This is a genomic window from Fictibacillus enclensis (assembly GCF_001457035.1).
Taxonomy (GTDB): domain Bacteria; phylum Bacillota; class Bacilli; order Bacillales; family Fictibacillaceae; genus Fictibacillus_C; species Fictibacillus_C enclensis.
Map to the genome: position 1 here is coordinate 1,192,577 of NZ_KQ758617.1, position 24,603 is coordinate 1,217,179.

21 protein-coding genes are annotated in these 24,603 nt (G+C 45.8%); 20 read left to right on the forward strand and 1 reads right to left on the reverse strand.

Translation table 11 applies throughout. The features are described 5' to 3' along the window. Positions 1-40 precede the first annotated feature (40 nt). From yfmF to AS030_RS06345, 14 genes are all read left to right on the forward strand, one after another. The gene (gene yfmF, locus AS030_RS06280; RefSeq protein ID WP_061969562.1) at positions 41-1,321 is read left to right on the forward strand and encodes an EF-P 5-aminopentanol modification-associated protein YfmF; all 1,281 of its coding nucleotides are present in this window, start codon (positions 41-43) and stop codon (positions 1,319-1,321) included. Then, positions 1,321-2,610, forward strand: a complete 1,290-nt coding sequence (gene yfmH / locus AS030_RS06285) for an EF-P 5-aminopentanol modification-associated protein YfmH (RefSeq protein ID WP_061969565.1) — start codon at positions 1,321-1,323, stop codon at positions 2,608-2,610. Before yfmF ends, yfmH begins: the two co-directional genes overlap by 1 nt. Before the next feature lie 61 nt (positions 2,611-2,671). Beyond that, entirely contained in the window at positions 2,672-3,400 is a 729-nt protein-coding gene (gene ymfI, locus AS030_RS06290; RefSeq protein WP_061969567.1) for an elongation factor P 5-aminopentanone reductase, read from the forward strand. A 79-nt stretch (positions 3,401-3,479) separates the two neighbouring features. Continuing rightward, positions 3,480-3,731, forward strand: a complete 252-nt coding sequence (locus AS030_RS06295; RefSeq protein WP_061969569.1) for a DUF3243 domain-containing protein — start codon at positions 3,480-3,482, stop codon at positions 3,729-3,731. Between the two features lie 124 nt (positions 3,732-3,855). Further along, positions 3,856-4,629, forward strand: a complete 774-nt coding sequence (locus AS030_RS06300) for a DUF3388 domain-containing protein (RefSeq protein ID WP_061969572.1) — start codon at positions 3,856-3,858, stop codon at positions 4,627-4,629. Positions 4,630-4,654: 25 nt separating this feature from the next. Further along, positions 4,655-5,548, forward strand: coding sequence for a helix-turn-helix domain-containing protein (locus tag AS030_RS06305; RefSeq protein WP_061969574.1), 894 nt, complete (start codon positions 4,655-4,657; stop codon positions 5,546-5,548). Positions 5,549-5,595: 47 nt separating this feature from the next. Beyond that, complete coding sequence (gene pgsA, locus AS030_RS06310; protein WP_061969576.1) at positions 5,596-6,174, forward strand: CDP-diacylglycerol--glycerol-3-phosphate 3-phosphatidyltransferase; 579 nt, start codon at positions 5,596-5,598, stop codon at positions 6,172-6,174. Positions 6,175-6,259: 85 nt separating this feature from the next. Further along, the gene (locus AS030_RS06315; protein WP_061969579.1) at positions 6,260-7,501 is read left to right on the forward strand and encodes a competence/damage-inducible protein A; all 1,242 of its coding nucleotides are present in this window, start codon (positions 6,260-6,262) and stop codon (positions 7,499-7,501) included. A gap of 123 nt (positions 7,502-7,624) precedes the next feature. Further along, positions 7,625-8,677, forward strand: a complete 1,053-nt coding sequence (gene recA / locus AS030_RS06320; protein ID WP_061969581.1) for a recombinase RecA — start codon at positions 7,625-7,627, stop codon at positions 8,675-8,677. Between the two features lie 308 nt (positions 8,678-8,985). Further along, positions 8,986-10,554, forward strand: a complete 1,569-nt coding sequence (gene rny / locus AS030_RS06325; RefSeq protein WP_061969584.1) for a ribonuclease Y — start codon at positions 8,986-8,988, stop codon at positions 10,552-10,554. Between the two features lie 60 nt (positions 10,555-10,614). Beyond that, positions 10,615-11,409 carry a TIGR00282 family metallophosphoesterase gene (locus AS030_RS06330; RefSeq protein WP_061969586.1) on the forward strand — a complete coding sequence of 265 codons (795 nt, stop codon included), beginning with the start codon at positions 10,615-10,617 and terminating at the stop codon, positions 11,407-11,409. 134 nt (positions 11,410-11,543) lie between these two features. Further along, the gene (gene spoVS, locus AS030_RS06335; RefSeq protein WP_061969589.1) at positions 11,544-11,804 is read left to right on the forward strand and encodes a stage V sporulation protein SpoVS; all 261 of its coding nucleotides are present in this window, start codon (positions 11,544-11,546) and stop codon (positions 11,802-11,804) included. Positions 11,805-12,093: 289 nt separating this feature from the next. After that, a complete protein-coding gene (locus tag AS030_RS06340) occupies positions 12,094-13,830 on the forward strand; it encodes a 2-oxoacid:acceptor oxidoreductase subunit alpha (RefSeq protein WP_061969591.1) in 1,737 nt (578 codons plus the stop codon). Then, positions 13,831-14,697 carry a 2-oxoacid:ferredoxin oxidoreductase subunit beta gene (locus AS030_RS06345; RefSeq protein ID WP_061969594.1) on the forward strand — a complete coding sequence of 289 codons (867 nt, stop codon included), beginning with the start codon at positions 13,831-13,833 and terminating at the stop codon, positions 14,695-14,697. A gap of 27 nt (positions 14,698-14,724) precedes the next feature. On the opposite strand, the gene AS030_RS06350 is transcribed toward AS030_RS06345, so the two are convergent. Beyond that, a complete protein-coding gene (locus tag AS030_RS06350) occupies positions 14,725-15,924 on the reverse strand; it encodes an MFS transporter (RefSeq protein ID WP_061969597.1) in 1,200 nt (399 codons plus the stop codon). A gap of 188 nt (positions 15,925-16,112) precedes the next feature. Here AS030_RS06350 and miaB point away from each other — a divergent pair, with 188 nt between their 5' ends. From miaB to miaA, 6 genes are all read left to right on the forward strand, one after another. After that, complete coding sequence (gene miaB, locus AS030_RS06355; protein ID WP_061969599.1) at positions 16,113-17,630, forward strand: tRNA (N6-isopentenyl adenosine(37)-C2)-methylthiotransferase MiaB; 1,518 nt, start codon at positions 16,113-16,115, stop codon at positions 17,628-17,630. Between the two features lie 2 nt (positions 17,631-17,632). Further along, positions 17,633-18,064: a YlbF/YmcA family competence regulator gene (locus AS030_RS06360; RefSeq protein WP_061969602.1), complete on the forward strand. Its 432-nt coding sequence runs from the start codon at positions 17,633-17,635 to the stop codon at positions 18,062-18,064. A 218-nt stretch (positions 18,065-18,282) separates the two neighbouring features. Continuing rightward, positions 18,283-18,855, forward strand: a complete 573-nt coding sequence (gene cotE, locus AS030_RS06365) for an outer spore coat protein CotE (protein ID WP_061969604.1) — start codon at positions 18,283-18,285, stop codon at positions 18,853-18,855. A gap of 130 nt (positions 18,856-18,985) precedes the next feature. Further along, entirely contained in the window at positions 18,986-21,565 is a 2,580-nt protein-coding gene (gene mutS / locus AS030_RS06370) for a DNA mismatch repair protein MutS (RefSeq protein ID WP_061969607.1), read from the forward strand. Positions 21,566-21,578: 13 nt separating this feature from the next. Then, positions 21,579-23,501 carry a DNA mismatch repair endonuclease MutL gene (gene mutL / locus AS030_RS06375; RefSeq protein WP_061969610.1) on the forward strand — a complete coding sequence of 641 codons (1,923 nt, stop codon included), beginning with the start codon at positions 21,579-21,581 and terminating at the stop codon, positions 23,499-23,501. Positions 23,502-23,612: 111 nt separating this feature from the next. Next, positions 23,613-24,590 (forward strand): tRNA (adenosine(37)-N6)-dimethylallyltransferase MiaA, encoded by a 978-nt coding sequence (gene miaA, locus AS030_RS06380; protein WP_240482285.1) that lies wholly within the window; start codon positions 23,613-23,615, stop codon positions 24,588-24,590. Positions 24,591-24,603: the final 13 nt, after the last annotated feature.

Below are 24,603 nucleotides of genomic sequence, written 5' to 3' on the forward strand. Positions count from 1 at the left end.
TAGAAAGTATGATTCATATTCATAAAAGGGAGGAACCGAAATGACACTTGTAGACCATCACGTGGCGGATATGCCCGGAATGACCTTACATACGATCGAAACTACCAAATATAAAACCACTTCTTTAATCCTGCAAATTAAAAGCCCGATTACAGAAGAAGAAGTAACCAAAAGGGCCTTGCTTCCCTATGTGCTGCAAAGCGGCACAGAACGCTATCCGAGCAGCAAAGAGCTTCGTGGGGCACTCGATGGTCTTTACGGGGCTACACTCGGGGTGGATCTTTCTAAAAAAGGTGAATACCAGATCATCACCCTGAGAATGGATGTGGCGAATGAAAAGTTTTTGAGTGACAACACGCCTTTGCTTGACCGGGCGTTTGAATTGCTTTCCCAGGTTCTTCTGAAGCCGGCCAAACAAGGTGAAGGGTTCCTGCCCAGGATTGTTCAAAAGGAAAAGCGGTCGTTAAAACAGCAGATTGAATCGATTTATGACGATAAAATGAGGTATGCCAACAAGCGCCTGATTGAAGAAATGTTTGATGAGGAACCGTACCGCTTTAATGTGTACGGCAATGAGCAGGAAGTGGATTCGATTACGCCCGAAACACTGTATGACTATTATATAAAAGTCATGAAAGAAGATGAAATTCATCTTTATGCGGTCGGTGATGTTTCTAGGAATGCACTGCAGGAATTGGCCAAAAAACATTTTGTGTTTCCGCAAGACAGAATGGAACCGAAACGAACATCTCCAACAGGCAAGCAAAGGGTGGACGAAGTAAAGGAAGTTTTCGAAGAACAGGAAGTGCAGCAAGGAAAGCTGCATATGGGTTATCGAACTTATATTACTTACAGCGATCCGGAATACCTTGCCCTTCAGGTATTCAACGGGGTGTTCGGCGGATTTTCACATTCCAAGCTGTTTATGAACGTGCGTGAAAAAGAGAGCCTCGCGTATTATGCTGCTTCGCGGTTTGAAAGCCATAAAGGCATCATTTTTGTGATGTCCGGCATTGAGACCAAAAATTATGAAAAAACCGTGAAGATCATCAATGAACAGCTTGAGGAAATCCGAAACGGCAACATTACCGATGGGGAACTCGAACAGACGAAAGCCATGATCAGAAACCAAATCCTTGAAACCGTTGATGATTCAACAGGCCTGGTGGAGGTTCTTTATCATGAAGTGGTTTCCCGCCACAAACGAACCATTGAGGAATGGCTCGAAGGCATCCAGAATGTCACAAAGGAACAAGTCAGGGATGTATCCCAAAAGATTCAGCTCGATACCATTTATTTCTTAAAAGGGAGGGGAGAATGATGGAACAAATCCATTTTAACCAGCTTAAAGAAACATTGAACCACAAAACACTTCCGAACGGCCTGAAAGTATATATCCTTGAGAAAAAGGATTTTAACAAAACTTATGCCACTTTTACGACCCACTATGGTTCAGTGGACAACCACTTTGTCCCGCTTGGGAAAGAGGAAAAAGTGAAAGTTCCGGATGGTATTGCCCATTTTCTTGAGCATAAGCTTTTTGAGAAGGAACATGGAGACGTTTTTCAGGACTTTAGTAAGCAGGGAGCATCCGCGAACGCGTTTACCACGTTTAACCGTACCGCCTACTTATTTTCAACGACCGGCGACGTGGAGAAAAACCTGACCACCCTTATTGATTTTGTTCAGGCTCCGTATTTTACAGAAAAAACGGTGGAAAAGGAAAAAGGCATAATTGGCCAGGAAATCAGGATGTATGATGATAATCCGGACTGGCGCGTGTACTTTGGCCTGATCGCGAATATGTACAAAAATCATCCTGTGGCTATTGATATCGCAGGAACGGTGGAATCCATTGCGAAAATCACGAAGGATGATCTGTACGAATGCTACAATACCTTTTATCATCCGAGCAACATGCTCCTCTTTATTGTCGGCCCGATTGATGCAGAAAAAATTATGGGTCTTGTGGAAAAGAACCAGGCGGGCAAGGATTATAATGATCAGCCGCCGATCGAGCGATTTTTTGATGAGGAACCGGCTGAACCCGCCAACAGAAAAGAAGTGCTCCACATGCCAGTGCAAACGCCAAAGTGCTATATGGGCTATAAGGAGAAGCGCCCGCAGCGAAGCGGGAAGGACCTTCTTGTCCGTGAATTGTCCATTAACCTTTTATTGGAGATAATGTTTGGCAAAAGCACCAAGAATTACGAGAAGCTGTATGAAGAAGGCCTGATTGATCCTTCCTTTTCGTTTGATTATACCGAAGAGATGGGATTTGGTTTTTCCATGATCGGCGGGGATACAACCGATCCGGATACGTTTGCGCAGCGTATTTCCGAAATGGTGAATGAATTCAAACAGAAGACGCTGAATGAAGAAGATCTTGAACGGGCGAGGAAAAAGAAAATTGGTTCGTTTCTGAGAGCGCTGAATTCTCCTGAATTTATTGCCAACCAGTTTACCCGGTATGAATTTAATGAGATGAACCTTTTTGATGTGATTCCTACTTTTGAGGAACTGACCGTCAAACAGCTTCAGGACGCGTTAAACGACCATTTCGAGGAAAGTCAGCTGACCGTTTGCCAGGTAAAGAAGAAACAGTCATAATGAAAGTAAAACAAACATCCCTGCGCCGAGCAGGGATGTTTTTTAAGCAGGTGAACTATAAATGTCAAAATGGGTTCTTGTGACCGGGGCGAGCGGCGGAATTGGCTCCAGCATTTCCCGCGTACTGGCAGGGGCCGGCTACTCCCTCATTCTTCATTACAATCAGGGGGCAGAGCAGGCAAAACTGCTTGAAAAAGAGCTTGTTGATCGATACCAAATCGAAATTTTACTACTGCAAGCAGATTTATCCCTGAAGGAAGGCACAGAAAAACTGCTTTCCTCCCTGTTTGTTCCAGTGGATGCCGTGATCCATAATAGTGCCTCCTCTTATTACGGGCTGTTGACAGATATGAAGCAGGAAACGATGGAAAGGATGATCCAGCTTAATTTGACCAGCCCCATTATGATTACGAAGCATGTGCTGCCGCAAATGGTCAAAAGAGGAAGAGGGAATATCATCGCTGTTTCATCGGTTTGGGGAGCTGCTGGTGCTTCTTGCGAAGTGCTTTATTCCACCTTGAAAGGCGGATTGAATACCTTTGTGAAAGCGATGGCGAAAGAAGCCGCCCCAAGCGGTATCCGGGTGAACGGTATTGCGCCAGGAGCTGTGGAAACGAAAATGATGAGCGGGTTTTCTGAAGAGGAGCTTCAGGACCTGAACGATGAGATCCCCGCAGGACGGCTCGGAAAACCGGAAGAGATCGCCGAAATTGCGCTGTTTTTGCTTTCCGATAAATCCTCCTATATCAATGGCCATGTGATTACGGCGAGCGGAGGATGGCATAGTTAAAATTTGTCCTAGGGCATGCATAATTCACCTTTCTTCTTGAAATATTAAGGGATGTACCATATTTTAAGGAGGAACAAACATGTCTGTATTAGATAACTTTGGACAATGGAAGAGTTTTCTTTCTGACCGCCTTGAACATGCTGAAGGGCAAGGCATGGATCAATCAACCGTTTCCAACCTCGCTACAGAGATCGGTGGATACCTTGCATCCCATGTTGACCCTAAAAATGCTGAGGAAAAAGTTCTTGCTGATCTTTGGAATGTGGCAAGCGACGAGGAAAAACACGCCATCGCCAACATGATGGTGAAAATGGTTCAGAAGGATAGCTGACTTTAAAGGATGTTAAGAATTTTTCTTAACATCCTTTTATTTTTTCTTTCATAATAATTTGAAATCAGATATTATTAAGTAATGAAGTGGTAATCAATACGGAAAAATGAAAGGGAGCTGAAGAATGGGCGAACAGGAATGGTACCTTGAATATGAAATCAATAAGAATCGTCCTGGGCTCCTTGGTGATATATCATCTCTTATGGGAATGCTTGGAATCAATATCGTGACGATCAATGGCGTGGACAATGGAAGACGGGGGCTTCTTCTCTTGGTAGACAAGCAGGAGAAGGTGGAACGACTTCGCTCAATCCTTCAATCCATGGATAATATTACGGTTACAAAATTCCGGAAGCCAAAGCTGCGCGATATTTTGGCTGTGCGGCATGGACGATACATACAACGTGATGCGGACGATAAAAAAACATTCCGGTTTGTCAGGGATGAATTGGGCCTGCTTGTCGATTTTCTGGCCGAGCTTTATAAAGTGGAAGGCCATAAGCTGATTGGAATCCGGGGTATGCCGCGCGTAGGCAAAACTGAGTCCATTGTTGCTTCGAGTGTTTGTGCGAGCAAGAAATGGGTATTTATATCTTCTACGCTTCTTAAACAAACCATGCGTGTTCAGCTGGCTGATGATGAATACAGTACAAACAATGTTTATATTATTGATGGCATTGTATCATCCCGCCGTTCCAATGAGCGGCACTGGCAGCTTATCCGGGAAATTATGCGCATGCCTACAGCAAAAGTAATTGAGCATCCTGATGTTTTTGTTCAACAGACGGAATACAGCATGGGTGATTTTGATTACATCATTGAATTGCGAAACGATCCCAATGAAGCAATCACATACGAAGCAATCGAAACAGATGTAGGATTTTCCGCATTTGAATGACTTCAATTAGTGGAAGGTGGTAAACTTGACTGAACTAGGAAATTTTTTGCGAGAGAACAGGGAGGAAAAAGGATTTTCCCTTGAACAGCTCCAAACGGAAACTAAAATTCAAAAACGTTACCTGCAGGCGATTGAGGAAGGGCGGTATGAAGTCCTGCCAGGTTCCTTCTATGCCAGAGCGTTTATAAAAAATTACAGCGAAACCGTTGGGTTGAATTATGAAGAAGTATTCGAGCGGTTTGAATCTGAAATCCCAAAAGCCGAAAAGGAGCCAACGGAGTTTATTCCACGTTCGGAACGAAACAAGCAGTCGCTTGATGGCGGAGAATCTGTTTTTAAAACCTGGCTTCCCATAATGCTGGTTTCTGTCGTAATTCTTGCTGTCCTTGTCGGCGTTTGGGCATATCTTGCCAATCGTGACTCAGGAGCCAACGGCAATTCTAATGGCTCGAATCCCGCGTCTGTAGAGATCAATAATAGCAAAAACGCAGAAAAAGACAGTGCGGAAAAGGCAAAGGAAGAAAAGAAAGAACCGGAAAAGAAAACACCGGAAAAACCGAAAGAGCAAAAGCAACCTGAAAAGAAAGAAGCGGTTCTGGTAAAAAAAGGCACTCGGGGAATTACCACTACATACGAACTCAAGGAAGCGGATGCATTCGAGATTGCCTTTAAAATGAACGGACCTGTATATATGGATGTAAAAGCAGATTCAAAACAACTGGCAAGCAAGATGTTTAAAAAAGGAGATACCGCCAAGTATGATTTAACCGGTAAAAAAGAGGTTGAACTGAATATCGGAGCCGCCAATTTTGCGAAGTTAACGATTAATGGTAAACCGTTCTCCTACCCGATTCCTACCGAAAAACGTGGGATCCACCAGAGAATTGTCATTAAAAACACGGCTTTCAGCAAACAATAATCTACAGGTAACGCCGTGTACGCGCTGTCAAAATTGGAGGAAAGAAAATGAATTTGCCAAATAAAATTACTATTTCACGTATTTTTTTAATCCCAGTCTTCATGATTGTGCTACTAACCGGTTTCGAATGGGGGACTGTCACATGGATGGGCGTGGGTCTACCGGTCACTCATTTGGTGGCTGCTCTGATCTTTATTGTTGCCTCCTGTACCGATTGGGTGGACGGCTACTACGCCCGCAAGCTCGGCCTGGTGACCAATTTCGGAAAATTTTTGGATCCTCTGGCGGATAAATTGCTCGTAACTGCTGCGTTTGTGGCGCTTGTCCAGCTTGGTTACGCACCGGCCTGGATGGTCATCATTATCCTCAGCCGTGAATTCGCCGTCACCGGCATCCGTCTTGTGGCAGCGGCAGAAGGGGCAGTCATCGCAGCAAGCCAGATGGGGAAACTGAAGACATGGATCCAGATTATTGCCATATCTGCCTTGCTATTGCACAATATTCCGTTTGCATGGATCGGGATACCTTTTGCCCAAATCAGCATGTGGGCTGCTACACTGATTACCCTTTATTCAGGGTGGGAATATTTTATTCAAAACAAAGAAGTTATGCTAAAATCAAAATAACAGCATGAACAGGAGAACCATATCATTCTCCTGTTTTTTTATTAGACCGAAAGTTTATACCACATTAATACGGGGGAATACGCGAATGAATGCAGAAATTATTGCTGTCGGAAGCGAGCTTCTTTTAGGACAGATCGCAAACACCAATGCCCAATTTATTTCATCGGAACTGGCTGAGGCCGGAATCAATGTTTTTTACCATTCCGTAGTGGGTGATAATCCGGGACGTTTGGAAACGGTCATCCAGAACGCTCAGACGAGGTCCAATCTGATCATTTTCACCGGAGGTCTCGGACCGACAAAAGATGATTTAACCAAAGAAACCATTGCCGCGGTTTTGGGAAAACAACTGGTGTATGATGTGGAAGCAATGGAAGGAATCGAGCTCTATTACAAGAGAACAGGAAGAACGATGACCGAAAATAACAGAAAACAGGCGCTTGTGCTTGAAGGGGCAGATGTGCTGCCCAACAAAAACGGAATGGCGCCGGGCATGGCCCTTGAAGCGGGTGGAATAACGTATATGCTTCTTCCGGGACCGCCAAAGGAAATGCGCCCGATGTTCAGGAATTTCGGTATCACCTATCTCACCGCCAAGCTTCCCGGCGTGGAACCGATCGTATCGAGAGTCCTCCGTTTTTTTGGCATTGGTGAGTCGCTCCTAGAAGCCACACTGCAGGACATTATCGATGAGCAGACCAACCCGACCGTAGCGCCGCTCGCCGGCAGTCATGAAGTCACCCTGAGACTGTCTGCCAAATTCAAAGATATACATATGGCAAATATTCAGCTGGACCTGCTTGAAGAACGCATTAACGAGCGGGTTGGTGAATTTTTGTACGGATATGGTGAAACAAGTCTGACAGAAACAACAGCAGAATATTTAAAAAGCAGCAACCTGACCGTTTCTTCTGCCGAGAGCCTTACTGGCGGTTGGTTCGGGCAGCAGTTGACCGAGCTGCCCGGCAGTTCAGCATTCTACAAAGGTTCTGTGGTTTGCTACAGCAATGAGATGAAAGAAAAGCTGCTTGATGTCAGCCCGGACGTTCTCGCATCCCATGGAGCTGTAAGTCCTGACACGGCTAAACAAATGGCGGACAACGTCCGAAAGCTGACTGGTTCGGATATCGGCATCAGTTTTACCGGGGTGGCAGGACCGGATAAAAGTGAAGGCAAGGAGCCGGGAACCGTTTTTATCGGTTTGTCGGACAAGAACGGAACAGAGGTATTTTCGCTCAGCCTCTCCGGGTCACGGGCAAGCATAAGAGAGCGGTCGGTAAAGCACGGATTGTTCTTTTTGTTGACAAAGGTCAAGAAAGGTCAATGAAAAATCGAATAAATGTTCGCAAAAAGATTGGCAAATGAGCAAAAAAGAAGTAAAATAGAACTATAGGAAATGACATCATTTTGTACTTACATGTGCAATGATATAAATTTGAGGAGTGATTACATGAGCGACCGCAAAGCGGCACTTGACATGGCCTTGCGCCAGATCGAAAAGCAATTCGGAAAAGGTTCCATCATGAAACTTGGCGAGCAGGCTGAACAGAGAGTCTCCACCATCTCGAGCGGATCTTTGGCGCTTGATATCGCGCTTGGTGTAGGCGGATATCCACGGGGAAGAATCATTGAAGTTTACGGACCTGAATCTTCCGGTAAAACAACCGTTGCGCTTCATGCGATAGCTGAAGTCCAGAAAAACGGCGGACAAGCTGCTTTTATTGATGCGGAGCATGCCCTTGACCCGGTGTATGCCCAAAAACTTGGCGTAAACATCGATGAGCTTCTGCTGTCACAGCCGGATACAGGCGAACAGGCGCTTGAAATTGCTGAAGCCCTAGTCCGAAGCGGCGCAGTGGATATTCTGATCATTGACTCTGTTGCGGCTCTTGTGCCAAAAGCAGAGATTGAAGGCGAAATGGGAGATTCCCATGTGGGTCTTCAGGCAAGATTGATGTCCCAGGCTTTGCGTAAGCTTTCCGGAGCAATCAGCAAATCCAAAACCATCGCGGTGTTTATCAACCAGATTCGTGAAAAAGTGGGCGTTATGTTCGGAAACCCTGAAACCACTCCGGGTGGACGCGCGCTTAAGTTTTATTCTTCTGTCCGTCTTGAAGTCCGCCGTGCGGAAACCCTCAAGCAGGGAACCGATATGGTAGGGAATAAAACAAGAATCAAAGTGGTTAAAAACAAGGTTGCACCTCCGTTTAAACAGGCAGAGGTGGACATTATGTACGGCGAAGGGATTTCAAGAGAAGGGGAAATCCTTGATATTGGTTCCGATATTGACGTGGTTCAAAAGAGCGGCGCCTGGTACTCCTTTGATGGAGACCGTCTCGGCCAGGGCAGAGAGAACTCCAAGCAATTCTTAAAGGAAAATGAAGAAGTGGCGGAAGAAATCATCACCCAAATCAGAAGCTATTATCAATTGGGTGGGGAAGTCAACACCGTTGATGCTGCTGCCCGGCCGGAAGAAGAAGAGGAATTTGAGCTAACCGAATAGCACCCGAAGGCCGTACATCCCGAATGTACGGCCTTTTTTGCAGTATGTTAAAAACCGTCGTGTGCAGATTTGAAGATTGGAAGGAATTAAAACTTGCCAATTTCATAAGGAAGATTTATTATAGGTGATTTGACATCTCTTGACATAACGGGCTGTAGTTTATAAAATGGAGATATACTTTGATTTCACTCGAAATTAAATGATATGAGCTTAAAATTGAGAATGGCATGACTAGTGCACAACACTTTGTTACACGAATGATGCTTATGACCCAGTACAAAAAGTAGATAGCAAGAGGAGGTGGAAACATGGAAACAACATTTATTGTCTTCATCTCCAGTTTGCTTGTCTCAGCAGGTGTCGGTGCAGTTGTCGGATATCTTGTTAGGAAAAAGATCGCCGAAGCGAAAATTTCGAGCGCTGAAAATGCTGCAGCCCAAATCGTCGAAGATGCAAAACGAGACGGTGAAGCCAGCAAGAAGGAAGCGCTGCTTGAAGCAAAAGATGAAATCCATAAGCTCAGAACAGAAGCAGAGCGCGAAATTCGAGATCGCAGAAATGAGCTTCAAAGACAAGAACAACGATTGGTTCAAAAAGAAGAGATTCTGGACAGAAAAAGTGAGACTCTTGATAAAAAAGAGGAATCATTGGAAAAACGCGAGGAGTCTCTCACCAAAAAACAACGACAAATTGAAGAGATTGAAAGCAAAGTGGAGGAGCTGCTCAGAGAGCAGCAAAAAGAATTGGAACGCATATCCGGCTTTACACGTGAAGAAGCAAAGCTGATCATCATGGGAGAAGTGGAAAACGAAGTTTCACACGAAATGGCTATGATGGTGAAAGATATGGAAAACCGTGCCAAGGAAGAAGGAGACAAGAAAGCGAAAGAAATTCTTTCTCTGGCGATCCAACGCTGTGCGGCTGACCACGTTGCTGAAACGACGGTTTCCGTCGTTAACCTGCCAAATGATGAGATGAAGGGACGGATCATCGGGCGTGAAGGGCGAAACATCCGAACACTGGAAACGCTCACAGGTATTGATTTGATCATCGATGATACACCTGAAGCGGTCATTCTTTCAGGATTCGACCCGATCCGTCGGGAAATTGCCCGTCTGGCGCTTGATAAGCTTGTCCAGGATGGAAGGATTCACCCGGCGCGCATTGAAGAAATGGTGGAGAAATCCCGCCGTGAAGTGGATGAATACATCCGTGAAGTCGGTGAACAGACTACATTTGAAATAGGTGTTCATGGCCTTCACCCTGACTTGATAAAGATTTTAGGCCGATTGAAATATCGTACAAGCTATGGTCAGAACGTGTTGAAGCATTCAACGGAAGTGGCCTATCTTACCGGGCTGATGGCTGCAGAAATTGGAGAAGATGTTCATTTGGCACGCCGTGCAGGCTTGCTTCATGACATCGGAAAAGCCATTGACCATGAAGTGGAAGGCAGCCACGTGGATATCGGCGTGGAATTGGCGACAAAGTACAAAGAACATCCAGTGGTGATCAATTCAATTGCATCCCACCATGGTGATACAGAACCAACGTCCATCATTGCGACGCTTGTAGCCGCAGCTGATGCATTATCGGCAGCAAGGCCGGGCGCACGCCGTGAAACGCTTGAAACGTACATTCGCCGTTTGGAAAAACTCGAAGAGATCTCCGAATCCTTCGACGGCGTGGAAAAATCTTTCGCCATTCAGGCAGGAAGAGAAATCCGAATCATGGTTAAACCTGATTTAATCGATGATGTGGCTTCTTACCGTCTGGCACGCGATATTACGAAAAAAATTGAAAATGAACTGGATTATCCGGGACATATTAAAGTTACAGTCATTCGGGAAACAAGAGCAGTTGAGTACGCAAAATAAAGTGGTGAAAACCACTTTATTTTGTTTTTATGCAGAGGTTGAATGAAAAAGGAGAGCCTGATGAAGATTTTATTCATAGGGGATGTTGTAGGGGCCCCGGGAAGAAAGATGATCGATATGTACCTGCCGAAGCTGAAACGTAAGTACCAGCCGCTTGTCACCATTGTAAATGGTGAAAACGCGGCCCATGGCAGAGGAATTACCGGCAAAATCGTAAAAGGAATATTTGAAGCGGGAGCCCAGGCGATTACCCTTGGCAACCATGCGTGGGACAATAAAGAGATCTTTGAAATTATTGATACGACTCCCCAGCTTGTCCGTCCGGCCAACTTTCCGGAGGGGACACCGGGCAGTGGTTCCGCAATTTTAAAGATGAACCAGCTTGAGGTTGGTATTATCAATCTGCAGGGAAGAACCTTCCTGCCACCCCTCGATTGCCCGTTTGAAAAAGCCGAAGAGCTGATCCGCGATATGCGCAAACGGACGCCTATTATCTTTGTGGACTTCCATGCAGAGGCAACCAGTGAAAAACAAGCAATGGGATGGTTTTTGGATGGCAAGGTGACGGCGGTTGTCGGAACCCACACACACGTTCAAACTGCCGATCAGCGGATCTTGCCGGAAGGAACGGCTTATTTGACCGATGTCGGCATGACCGGCCCCTATGACGGAATCCTTGGTATGGACCGGGAAGCGGTGATAAAAAAGTTTGTTACCAGTTTACCGGTAAGGTTTGAAGTATCTTCCGGACGGGAACAGTTAAGTGGCGTAATAATAGAGTGTGATCCTGCAACTGGAAAAGCCAAAAGTATCAAGACGATTCTTATTAACGATGACCACCCGTTTTTTGAATAAGAGGCGAATCGTCATGCCGTATATACACGCTCAGGCTTATTGATCTGAATGAAACTTTTCCGTCTGCAGGAATACGGGCTCTTACCAATGAATATAGTAGAATTGGTATCAGATCTCTAAGGAGGTACAAATTAATGGAAATATTAAAAGTTTCAGCAAAATCCAACCCTAATTCTGTAGCTGGTGCGCTTGCCGGAGTCCTTCGTGAACGTGGAGGGGCTGAAATACAGGCAATTGGGGCAGGTGCATTAAACCAAGCCGTTAAGGCAGTAGCCATTGCACGAGGATTTGTAGCACCCAGCGGAGTCGACCTCATTTGTATTCCTGCTTTTACGGAAATTCTGATCGATGGAGAGGAACGGACTGCGATCAAGTTGATCGTGGAACCTCGATAATTGAAAAAACCATGGACTGGCCTGTTTTCATGAATTCATGTGAACAGGCCTTTTTCACGGAAGGGTCCTGGATTTATTTCCAAGAATACTTGCTTTTTTGCGAATATAGAGCTAGAATTGTAAGCGTTTAGTACATATTTAAACACACAAACTGATACCCATCTCAAGAATCAGCGCGCTTATTTTCGACAGGAAAAGAGCGTATTTTTATACATTGAGATTTATTTTTATTTCTCCAATGAAGCTGTGGATGAGTATACGGATGAAAAGAATAGAAGGGGTGGAGTACATGATTGATCAACTTTCCTGGAAAGTTGGCGGACAGCAAGGGGAAGGAATCGACAGTACCGGTGAAATTTTTGCCATGGCCTTAAACCGGCTTGGATACTATCTCTACAGCTACCGGCACTTTTCTTCTCGAATTAAAGGCGGCCATACGAATAATAAAATCCGCGTCAGCACAAAGCAAACCAGATCGATTTCCGATGATCTGGATATTCTTGTCGCATTTGACCAGGAAACGATCGATGTTAATATACATGAAATGCGGGACGGCGGTGTCGTCATCGGTGATGCTAAATTCAATCCGGTCGTACCAGAAGGATCAAAGGTCAGGCTTTTTTCCGTGCCGTTTACGGAGATTGCCAATGAGCTCGGAACATCGCTCATGAAAAACATGGTAGCCATCGGGGCAACCAGTGCGGTTCTTGATCTTCCCGCTGAAGCTTATACCGAAGTAGTGGAAGAAATCTTTTTACGAAAAGGCGCTAAAGTCGTTGAAAAGAACATGGAAGCCATCCGAAGGGGTGCGGTTTACTTTATGGAGGCAGCCGGCGGACCTCTTGCAGGCTTCCAGTTGAACAAGGCGGATGGTCAAAAACGGATGTTTATGATTGGCAATGATGCGATCGCTCTTGGTTTTGTGGCAGGTGGCGTGCGTTTCATGTCTGCTTATCCGATTACACCGGCGTCTGAAATTATGGAATACCTGATTAAAAAGCTTCCCCAGTTTGGCGGAACTGTTATTCAGACAGAGGATGAGATTGCGGCAGCCACAATGGCAATCGGCGCGAACTATGCCGGTGTTCGTACAGTTACTTCTTCTGCAGGGCCGGGCTTGTCCCTCATGATGGAATCTATCGGTCTTGCCGGCATGACCGAAACGCCGCTCGTAATCGTCGATACGCAGCGCGGAGGCCCGAGTACAGGACTACCTACCAAACAGGAACAGTCCGACTTGATGGCTATGATTTACGGTACTCATGGTGAAATTCCAAAGGTCGTTATGGCGCCAAGCACCGCAGAGGAAGCCTTTTATGATGCAGTGGAAGCACTAAATATTGCCGAAGAATATCAATGTCCTGTTATTCTTTTGACCGATCTTCAGCTTTCACTCGGCAAGCAGTCCGTTGAACCGCTTGACTTTGGAAAAGTGGAAATTCGCCGCGGCGCACTGGACCTGAACGCTGAGCTTCCGGAAGTGGAAGGCGGTTATTTCAAACGATATGAAGTAACAGAATCAGGCGTCTCGCCGCGTGTCATCCCTGGGATGAAAAACGGTATTCATCACGTAACCGGGGTAGAGCACGATGAGACGGGCAAGCCTTCCGAGGTGGCAGCCAACCGCCTGAAGCAAATGGATAAACGCTTGAGAAAGCTTAAGAATTTAACATTCAATACACCAGTCGTTAAATACACGCCGAACGAGGAAGCCGACCTGCTGCTCGTTGGTTTTAATTCCACCCGGGGTGTGATTGAAGAAATCATTCCTCGTCTGGAAGCAGAAGGACTTAAGGTGAACCATGCACACCTTCGTCTGATTCATCCGTTCCCGCTTAAAGAAATGAAAGAATTGGTGGATTCAGCGAAAAAAGTAGCTGTTATCGAAAATAACGCAACAGGTCAGCTTGCCAACATTCTCAAGATGAACCTTGGATCACACGAAAAGATTGAAAGCATCTTGAAATATGATGGTAATCCTTTCCTTCCATCGGAAGTTTTCAATAAATGCAAGGAGCTGGTTTAAGTGGCGACGTTTAAAGAATTCAGAAACTCAGTAAAACCGAATTGGTGTCCCGGCTGCGGAGATTTCTCCGTTCAGGCATCCATACAGCGGGCAGCAGCCAACGTCGGTCTTGAGCCGGATGATCTCGCTGTCATTTCCGGCATCGGCTGTTCCGGACGTATTTCCGGTTATATCAAATCCTATGGCTTCCATGGCATCCATGGACGCGTGCTGCCGATTGCTCAGGGCGTTAAAATGGCAAACCGTGACCTGACCGTTATTGCTTCCGGTGGTGACGGCGATGGATTTGCCATCGGTATGGGCCATACCGTTCATGCCATCCGCCGAAACATTGATGTCACGTACATCGTTATGGACAATCAAATTTACGGATTAACCAAAGGGCAAACGTCTCCGCGATCTGCTGAAGGCTTTAAGACGAAAAGTACACCAGAGGGTTCTGTGGAATCAGCCATCGGAATCATGGAGCTTGCCCTTACCGCAGGCGCCACTTTTGTTGCACAGAGCTTTTCCAGTGATTTAAAAGAATTGACTGCGATTATTCAAAAAGGTATCGAGCACAAAGGGTTCTCCCTGATTAATGTATTCTCGCCTTGTGTGACATACAATAAAGTGAACACGTATGACTGGTTTAAAGAGCACTTAATCAGTCTTGATACGATCGAAGGATATGATTCTTCCAACCGTATGCAGGCCATGCAAACCTTAATGGAGCATGACGGACTGGTCAAGGGAATCATCTATCAAAACACACAGAAGCCATCCTACCAGGAATTGGCTCACGGCTACAGCCAAGACGCACTCGCTCATGCTGACCTCAAAATGGATGAGCAGAAATTCAATGAGTTGCTCGCGGAATTTATGTAAAAAAAGAAAAGGCATCCTGAACCATGTTCAGGATGCCTTTTTTTGCTGTGAAAGCGCCAGACGGAGCTTTTTGTTTCTTGCGATGGAAACCATGTTGATCAAGAGAAAGATCATCGTAATGTAAAAGATGTCTTTAATATTATAGGTGGCTGCAATAAAGGTGCCGAGCAGCGGGCCCAGCAGATTTCCGAGAAAGCGTGCCGATGAACTGAGACCGAATGCTGTCGCCTGAAGATGAGCGGGAGCGAGTTTTTTTACAAGTACATTTAACGAAGGAATCATCCCACCGATAAAGAGGCCGAGCAGAAACCTTCCCGCAAGAAGCACCTTGACGTTGGTGGCCAGGACTTGCGGCAGAAAAGCGAGGGCGGCCATGATCAGGGAGAAAATGAGCACCTTTCGCTGGCCGATTTTATCACCGATCCTTCCCAGTATGGGTGAACCAATGAGGTTGGCGATCCCGGTTACCGCACTGATCAAACCAACAATCAGGGTTAGATGCTGGCCGTGATAAATCGTTCTCGTGTAAAGTGTGATGATCGGCTGAATGCTCATCATGGCGAGCTGAGTAATGGCAGCCGCAATAAAAACAGGAAAAAGCGGTCGCAATGCTTTGTATTCCTTTTTCTTTTTCTGCTTTTGACCCTTTTTCGTTTTCACCGTTACATCTTCATGAATGAGAAACAGGACGACCAGGCCGGCGATCAAAGTGAGCCCGCCCGTTACGAAAAAGACGCCTTCAAAGCCGAACGCTTCCGATAAAAAGCCACCGATTAAAGGACCGACAAGGGTTCCGACGATCTGGCCCGTTTGCAGGGTGCCCAGTGATTTGCCGGCGTGCTCATCAGGCGTAACGGAGGCTTGAAGGGAGATGCTCATGGAAATAAAGCCCGAAAACAAACCGTTGATCAGGCGCAGAATCAAAAGCTGGCCCGGCCCGGTGGCAAAGCCCATCAATGCAGTAATAGCTCCCATTCCGATCGCAGAGCGGATGAGCATGGCTTTACGTCCGTAGCGGTCGGCAAGCGAGCCCCAGAGCGGCTGAAACAAGAAAGAGGTAATAAATTGGGCTGAAAAAATCCAGCCGGTCCAATGCTCCACCTGCTGGAGGTTATGAACGCCAAGCTTTTCGATATAAAGGGGTAAGAAGGGGATGATCAGACTCATGCCGGCCGCAATGAGAAAATTGGCCGGCCAGAGGATCCATAGGGAGCGTTTCCAGTACATAAAACCATCATCTCTTTCGTTTGCAAAGTATCTGATTCTATTTTACTCTTATTTATTAATAAAGTGAAATATAAGTATGGTTAAATACAAGTGCATTACCATGGCAAACATTCCTTTTGAGCGGGAAGTCTGTTATAATATTAAAGTTATGAAAGAAACGGCCCCAGAACGTTTAGGGAGGAATTGCAGTGAATCAACCAGGATCAACACCTGCGAAAGATAAAGAAAAAACGACGAAGGATTATGCCAGCTATTTTCAGACAACCTATCAGCCTCCGTCATTGAAGGACGCGAAGAAACGCGGAAAAGAACAAATTAACATCGTAAAAGATTTTGCCGTCGATGAAGACTTGAAAAAAATCGGTGCCGGCAAAAAATTCTATATCAGAACATACGGCTGCCAGATGAATGAACATGACACCGAGGTCATGGCCGGCATCCTGTCAGATATGAGTTATGAAGCAACAACAGACATGAAGGAAGCTGACTTGATTTTGCTGAACACCTGTGCCATCCGGGAAAATGCGGAAAACAAAGTGTTTGGTGAACTGGGCCACTTAAAACCGATGAAGGTTGAAAATCCCGATCTTTTAATCGGAGTGTGCGGCTGCATGTCCCAGGAAGAATCAGTCGTGAACAAGCTTCTTAAAACGTATGATCAGGTGGACATGATATTCGGTACCCATAACATCCACAGACTGCCTCAAATTGTAAAAGAAGCCTACTTTTCCAAAGAGCGTGTCGTGGAAGTGTGGTCCAAAGAGGGAGATATCGTAGAGAACCTCCCGCGTGTGCGCAAAGGCAACATTCAGGGATGGGTCAACATCATGTACGGCTGTGACAAGTTCTGTACGTACTGCATCGTTCCGTATACCCGAGGAAAGGAACGAAGCCGCCGTCCGGAGGATATTATCGAGGAAGTAAGGCACCTGGCCCGGAACGGCTATCAGGAAGTCACACTGCTCGGGCAGAACGTCAATGCGTATGGTAAAGACTTTGAGGACATAGAATACGGCCTCGGCGATCTTATGGATGAAATCCGTAAAATCGATATCCCGAGAGTCCGGTTTACTACCAGTCATCCCCGTGACTTTGATGACCATCTGATCGAAGTGCTCGCCAAGGGAGGAAACCTTGTAGAACATATTCACCTGCCAGTCCAGCACGGGAACAGTGATATATTAAAGCTCATGGCCAGAAAATACACCCGTGAACATTTCCTTGAGCTGGCGGGCAAAATCAAGAATGCGATCCCGAATGCTTCATTTACGACAGACATTATTGTCGGGTTTCCAAACGAAACTGAAGAACAGTTTCAGGACACCTTATCTCTTGTAAAAGAAGTGGAATTTGACGCAGCCTATTCGTTCATCTACTCACCAAGGGAGGGGACACCTGCAGCGAAGATGAAGGATAATGTGCCGCATGAAGTGAAAAAGGACAGACTGCAGCGTTTGAATGCCGTCCTGAATGAAATTTCCCTCCGCAAAAACCAGGCTTATCTTGACACGGTGGTCGAGGTACTCGTTGAAGGGGAAAGCAAGAAGAATCCGGAAGTCCTGTCCGGTCATACGGCCTCCAATAAAGTAGTAAACTTCAGAGGGCCGAAGCATTTGATTGGAAAGATTGTTAAAGTCCATATTACGGATGCAAAAACATGGACATTAAGCGGTGATCTAGCAGACGAAAAGGCGGGAGTGGTTTAAGGATGAGCTATACAAAAAGTGATATTTTAGACAAAGCAAAAGAATTGGCGGAAATGATTGCTCAAACCGAAGAAGTGGATTTTTTCAAAAGGGCGGAACAGCAAATTAATGAAAACAGCAATGTATCTACATTGGTTGCCCGGATAAAACAATTACAAAAAGAAGCCGTCAATCTTCAGCATTATGGCAAGCATGAAGCACATAAAGAAATGGAAGCCAAGATTGACTCCCTTATGGCAGAAATGGACAGCATTCCGGTTGTTCAGGAATTCAAGCAGTCACAAGCGGATGTGAATGACATATTACAGATGGTGTCTCATACGATTTCCAATACAGTTACCGACGAGATCATCGAATCGACCGGCGGAGACCAGTTAAAAGGAACCACCGGATCAGCTGAAAGCTGCGCAAGCGGCAGCTGCGGATGCCATTAAAGCGCAAGACCAGGAGAATCTGACATTCTCTTGGTCTTTTTTTTATGCTTTTTTAAATTTCACGTACCGTATTATTAATATAAAAATTTTAAAAAACAGGTCACCATCTGGGCATCTTACATAAACTGTATTAACGGATTCATAAAAAAATAGTTAGCACACTAGTCATTCGCCCTGCATAGGATGAAATGAAGATTGGAAGAGGAGGGGTTAAGTCTATGGCGAACATAGATCAAGATCTGAATTACAGAGAGATAATCTGCAAAGCTGTATGCGGCAAGGGACGGAAATTCTCTCAGTCAACACATACGATCACTCCGAGTCATAAACCGACGAGCATTCTGGGAAGCTGGATCATCAATCATACCTTTAAAGCTACCAGGTCGGCGGATGACAGCGTGACAGTGGAAGGCAGATATGATGTAAACATTTGGTATTCATACAACAATAACACGAAAACGGAAGTATGCACGGAAACCGTGGGCTATAAGGATGAAATTATTCTGAGTACAAAAGATGAACATGCCACGGGCAAGGACCTTGATGTTTCTGCACGCTGCATTCAGGCCCCGAACACGCTCGAATGCACCATTTCACCGAACGGCAGCCGTATGGTCATTCAGTGTGAACGGGAATTTGTGTGTGATGTGATTGGCGAAACGAAGGTATGTGTTTATGTAAACTCCGATGCCAAGCCAGATGAGTGGGAAGATAAGGATTGGGATTACGGGCTCGACGATGAGGATGTTGAAGATATCGACCAGTTCTTCATGGGCGAACTGGAGGAATAAAAGCACAAGGAAGAAGGGGCCTTCTTCCTTGCTTTTTTATTGTGGGAAAGGATTTGTTTTCTTGAGTCTTCGCAATCGTACTATGCTATAATGAACTATTGTAAAAAGTACTTAGAAGTTAGGTGAAAGCATGGCCCAATATACTCCCATGATGCAGCAGTATTTAAAAATCAAATCGTCGCACCGGGACGCTTTTTTATTTTTCAGGCTCGGTGATTTTTATGAAATGTTCTTTGAGGATGCGGTGAAGGCATCTCAGTTCCTTGAAATTACACTGACAAGCAGAGACGGCGGAACGTCCGACCGCATTCCAATGTGCGGCGTGCCCCACCATTCTGCCGCCAACTATATTAAACAGCTCGTGGAAGCAGGCCATAAAGTGGCCATCTGCGAGCAGGTGGAAGACCCGAAAGAAGCAAAAGGAGTCGTGAAACGGGAAGTGATCCAAATCATTACACCGGGAACGGTCATGGATCACAACCTTCTCAAAGAAACGGAAAATAATTTTATCGCCGCGGTTGCCTGCGGCGAGGAAGAATACAGCATTGTGTTGAATGACTTGTCCACCGGTGAACTGAAAGGCTATCAGTTCAGGGGAGACTCCACTATGCTGCTTCAGGAGGTACAAGCCCTTCATGCACGGGAAGTTATATCGTCGGCTCCGGTTTATGAAGAGATTGCCGAACCACTCCGGCTTCGTTATCAGATCACAAGCTCCATTCAGGATGAGGGGGAAGTACCCGATCCCTTTGCGCATTTACTCGGGGAAAATGAAAGTCCGCTTCTGAAGGAAGCATGCGGACGTTTGTTTCACTATTTGCTGCACACCCAAAAACGGGCATTGGATCATATTCAGCCGGTCAGTGTTCAGCATCTTAATGAATACATGAAGCTAGACAGCTTCTCGAAACGAAACCTGGAGCTGGTGGAAACGAACAGGGCAAAAGGCAAGAAAGGTTCTTTGTTATGGCTTCTTGACCGTACAGTAACAGGGATGGGAAGCCGAAGACTGAAACAATGGATTGAACAGCCTCTGCTTATACCAGAACGGATCAAACAGCGGCTTGGGGTAGTGGAAGAACTGATGCAGGAATTTTTCGTCCGGCAGGAGCTTCGCGACCAGCTAAAAAAAGTGTATGACCTGGAGCGGCTGGCAGGAAAAGTGTCGTTCGGGAACATTACAGCACGCGACCTGATTCAATTAAAGCATACGCTTGGAAGCGTGCCGGGAATCAAACAGAGTCTTTCACAGCTGAAAAATCCATACAGCCTCGAGATTTCATATAAGATGGATTTGCACGAAGATTTATTTGACTATCTTGAGCGTTCGCTGCATGACGATCCCCCTCTCTCTATCAAAGAAGGAGGAATCATTAAAGATGGTTACCATGAAGAACTGGATACATATCGGGATGCCAGTGTGAACGGAAAAGCATGGATTGCTTCCCTTGAACAAAGAGAACGAAATGAAACGGGAATCAAATCTCTAAAGATCGGCTACAACCGGATCTTTGGATATTTTATAGAAATTACCCGGTCCAACCTTTCGCTGATCCCGGAAGGCCGCTATGAGCGAAAGCAGACGCTTGCCAATGCTGAGCGGTTTGTTACACCGGATCTTAAAGAAAAAGAGCGTCTTATTCTTGAAGCTGAGGAAAAGATGGTTGCGCTCGAATATGATTTGTTTTTACAGGTAAGAGAACACGTAAAAGGCTATATCCAGTCCCTTCAGGAGCTGGCCAAACAGCTTAGTGAAATTGACGTCCTTCAGGCGTTTGCCACAGTCAGTGAGGAGCAGCGCTATGTGAAGCCGGTTATTTCAGATTCCAACCACGTGGAAATCATCAACGGCCGCCATCCGGTGGTGGAAAAGGTGATGGACGCCCAAGAGTACGTGCCCAATGATATCAGTTTAAACTCCGATCGGTCCATGCTGCTGATAACAGGACCGAACATGGCCGGGAAAAGCACGTACATGAGACAGCTGGCATTGACCGCCATCATGATGCAGATCGGCTGCTTCGTACCAGCCGATCAGGCAGAGCTCCCGCTTTTCGACCAAATTTTCACCCGGATTGGAGCGGCGGATGACCTGGTAGGCGGACAAAGTACATTTATGGTGGAAATGCTTGAAACGCGGTACGCCTTGAAAAAAGCAACGAGAGAAAGCCTCATTCTGCTGGATGAAATCGGAAGAGGAACATCTACCTATGACGGAATGGCCCTGGCACAGTCCATCGTTGAATACATTCATCACCATATCGGAGCCAAGACGCTGTTTTCCACCCATTATCATGAATTGACCGTACTGGAATCCGAACTTGATTCATTGAAAAACGTGTATGTGTCAGCGATTGAGGAGCAAGGGAAATTGGTGTTCCTTCATAAAGTTATCGATGGCCAAGCCGACAAAAGCTTTGGTATTCATGTCGCGCAGCTGGCAGAATTGCCAACAGGCGTCATCGAACGGGCGAAAGAAATTTTGCTGGATTTCGAATCCTTCGACCATTCTCCTAAAAAAGCAGTAAAAGAGATTGATAAGGTAGCGGAAGAGGACACCCAGCTAAGCCTGTTTGCTGAAGAACCCCATTCCGGCAAAAAGAGGGAAACTTCAGTGGTGGAGCAAGAGTTGAAATCTCTTAATCTCTTGGAGATGACACCTCTCGATGCAATGAATGCGTTGTTTAACCTGCAAAAGAAAGTAAAATAAAGGAGACGATCAAGTGGGAAAAATTATCCAACTGGACGATCACCTATCCAATAAAATTGCGGCGGGTGAGGTCGTTGAGCGTCCTGCATCAGTCGTGAAGGAACTTGTGGAAAATTCAATCGATGCACACTCTACCCGCATTGAAATCGAACTGGAAGAGGGAGGACTCTCTCTCATTCGGATCATTGACAATGGGGACGGCATTGAACCCGAGGACTGCAAGCTTGCCTTCAGCCGGCACGCCACGAGTAAAATAAAAGAAGAGCAGGACCTGTTTCAGATCCGCACAATGGGCTTTCGTGGAGAAGCGTTGCCCTCCATCGCTTCTGTTTCCCATATGGAAATGAGTACAGGAACAGGAAATGGACCGGGGACAACACTGGTGCTGGTAAATGGAGAGGTTCAGTCTCTTTCTTCCACTAACGCGAGAAAAGGAACTGACATTACCGTCCGCCATTTATTTTATAATACACCGGCCAGACTGAAGCACATGAAGACGATCAATACAGAGCTTGGAAACATTTCAGATGTGATCAACCGGCTGGCGATGGGCCATCCGGAAGTCTCATTCCGACTGCGCCATAATGGACGCGATATATTAAACACGAATGGCAACGGGAATGTGTTAAATGTCATCGCAGCCGTTTACGGAATGAACGTTGCCAGAAACATGGTCCCGGTGTCCGCCAAATCCCTGGACTATGAAATCAATGGTTATATTGCAAAACCGGAAATAACAAGAGCTTCAAGAAATTATGTTTCCTTGTTCATGAACGGCCGATATATTAAAAATTACCATGTCCAGCGTGCCATCCAGCAGGCGTATCATACACTCTTGCCGATTGGCAGGCATCCGGTTGTTTCTCTGTCCATCACAATGGACCCGTCCATTATTGATGTAAACGTTCATCCTTCCAAGCTGGAAGCCAGGTTGAGCAAAGAACCGGAGCTCACCGGTCTCATTGAAGAAGAAGTGAGAAACGTACTCCGGTCCCTCAGGCTGATTCCCGAACCGGTGAGGATTGAACAGAAACCGCAAAAGGATTACTCAGAACAAGGATCCTTTTCGTTCGAACACCGGTTATCTTCTCCGGAGAACACGAACACCATCACTGAAGAAGCAGATGCTCCAAAAAAGGCTCAAGTATGGAACGGAACTGCAAAGCTGCAGGAAGAACCAGCAGGTTTCAGCCCGGTCCAGCCGGCCACAATCCCGGCATTCGACTCCATTTCTAAGGTGGAAAAGGCTTCAGAAGCAGACATCCTTGAAGAACCATTTATACAGGAAGAAGCACCCTCATTTGAACCGGAACCAGTGGTAAAGCCAAAGGAACAACCGGAGGAAAAGATTGAAAAAATCCCTGTCATGTATCCGATCGGGCAAATGCATGGAACCTATATCATTGCTCAGAATGAAGAAGGCATGTATCTTATCGACCAGCATGCGGCACAGGAACGGATCAAATATGAATTTTTCAGAGAAAAAGTAGGACAGGTCGCATCAGAGCTGCAGGAGCTGATGATCCCGCTAACCTTTCAGTTTACAAGCAAAGAAGCGCTGACGATTAATGACAACCTTGAAGCTCTTGAGCAGGTGGGTGTTTTTCTTGAACCCTTCGGATCGGGTACATTCATTGTTAAAGCTCACCCTCAATGGTTTCCTTCAGGCTATGAACAGGAAAGCATTGAAGACCTTATCGGTCAGGTATTAAAAGATAAAAAGGCGGATATTAAAAAATTACGTGAAAAAGCAGCGATTATGATGTCGTGCAAAGGCTCCATTAAAGCCAATCATCATCTGCGCAATGATGAAATATTCTCGCTGCTTGAGACACTCCGAAAGAGTGAAGATCCTTATACATGTCCACATGGCCGGCCAATCATCGTGCACTTTTCAACCTATGAAATGGAAAAGATGTTTAAGCGCGTCATGTAATCCCAAAAACCGGTGCTTCATTTATAAAGGCACCGGTTTTTTACCCTTTTGGTTTTTTGTGAGTTTTCGTATATGATAGGAAGAAACAGAGTTAAAATCAATTGATGATTGATAGGAGTTTTTATGAAAGAACGATTGATTGTAATTGTCGGTCCCACGGCGGTCGGTAAAACAAAAACCGGAATAGAACTGGCTAAAGCGTTGAACGGTGAGGTGATCAGCGGGGATTCCATGCAGATCTACAGGGGCATGGACATCGGGACGGCGAAAATTTCAAAAGATGAGATGGAAGGTATTCCGCATCACCTGATTGATATAAAAGATCCATGTGATTCTTTTTCTGCGGCAGAATTCCAGGATCGGGCTAAAACCTGTATTACGGATATCAACAAGCGCGGTAAATTGCCCATTATTGTCGGGGGCACCGGGTTGTATATCCGTTCGGTCACCCATAAATATATGTTTTCAACCGCATCCGGCGATGAACATTACCGCGAAAAGCTTGAGGATCTGCATTCAGAAAAAGGCGCGGACTGGCTATACGCCATTTTGCAGGAAAAAGATCCGGAGAGTGCAACTCGCATCCATCCAAACAATGTGAGAAGGGTAATCCGTGCGCTTGAAATCTATCATGTAACAGGAAAAACGATGACAGAGACCCTCAAGGAGCAGGAACAATCTCAAGAGAGTCCTTACGATTTACGCTTAATCGGACTTTCGATGGAACGCAGCCTGTTGTATAAACGAATCAATGAACGTGTGGATCAAATGATGTCCCAGGGACTCTTGGCAGAAGCGGAGCGTTTATATCGAGAAGGGGTCCGGGACTGCCAATCGGTTCAGGCAATCGGCTATAAAGAGATCTATGAATATCTTGATGGGCGTATGACGTTAGAAGAAGCTGTCGAACTTCTGAAGCGGAATTCTAGACGATATGCCAAGCGCCAGTACACCTGGTTCAGAAATCAAATGGATGTTCAATGGTTTGATATGTCCGCTTTAAACTTTTACGAGAAATTTAATGAAATCAGATTATTTGTAGAAGGAAAAGAAAAGAACTTGTCGAATGACTATTCTAATGGCAAATGAGGAGGACGTATAC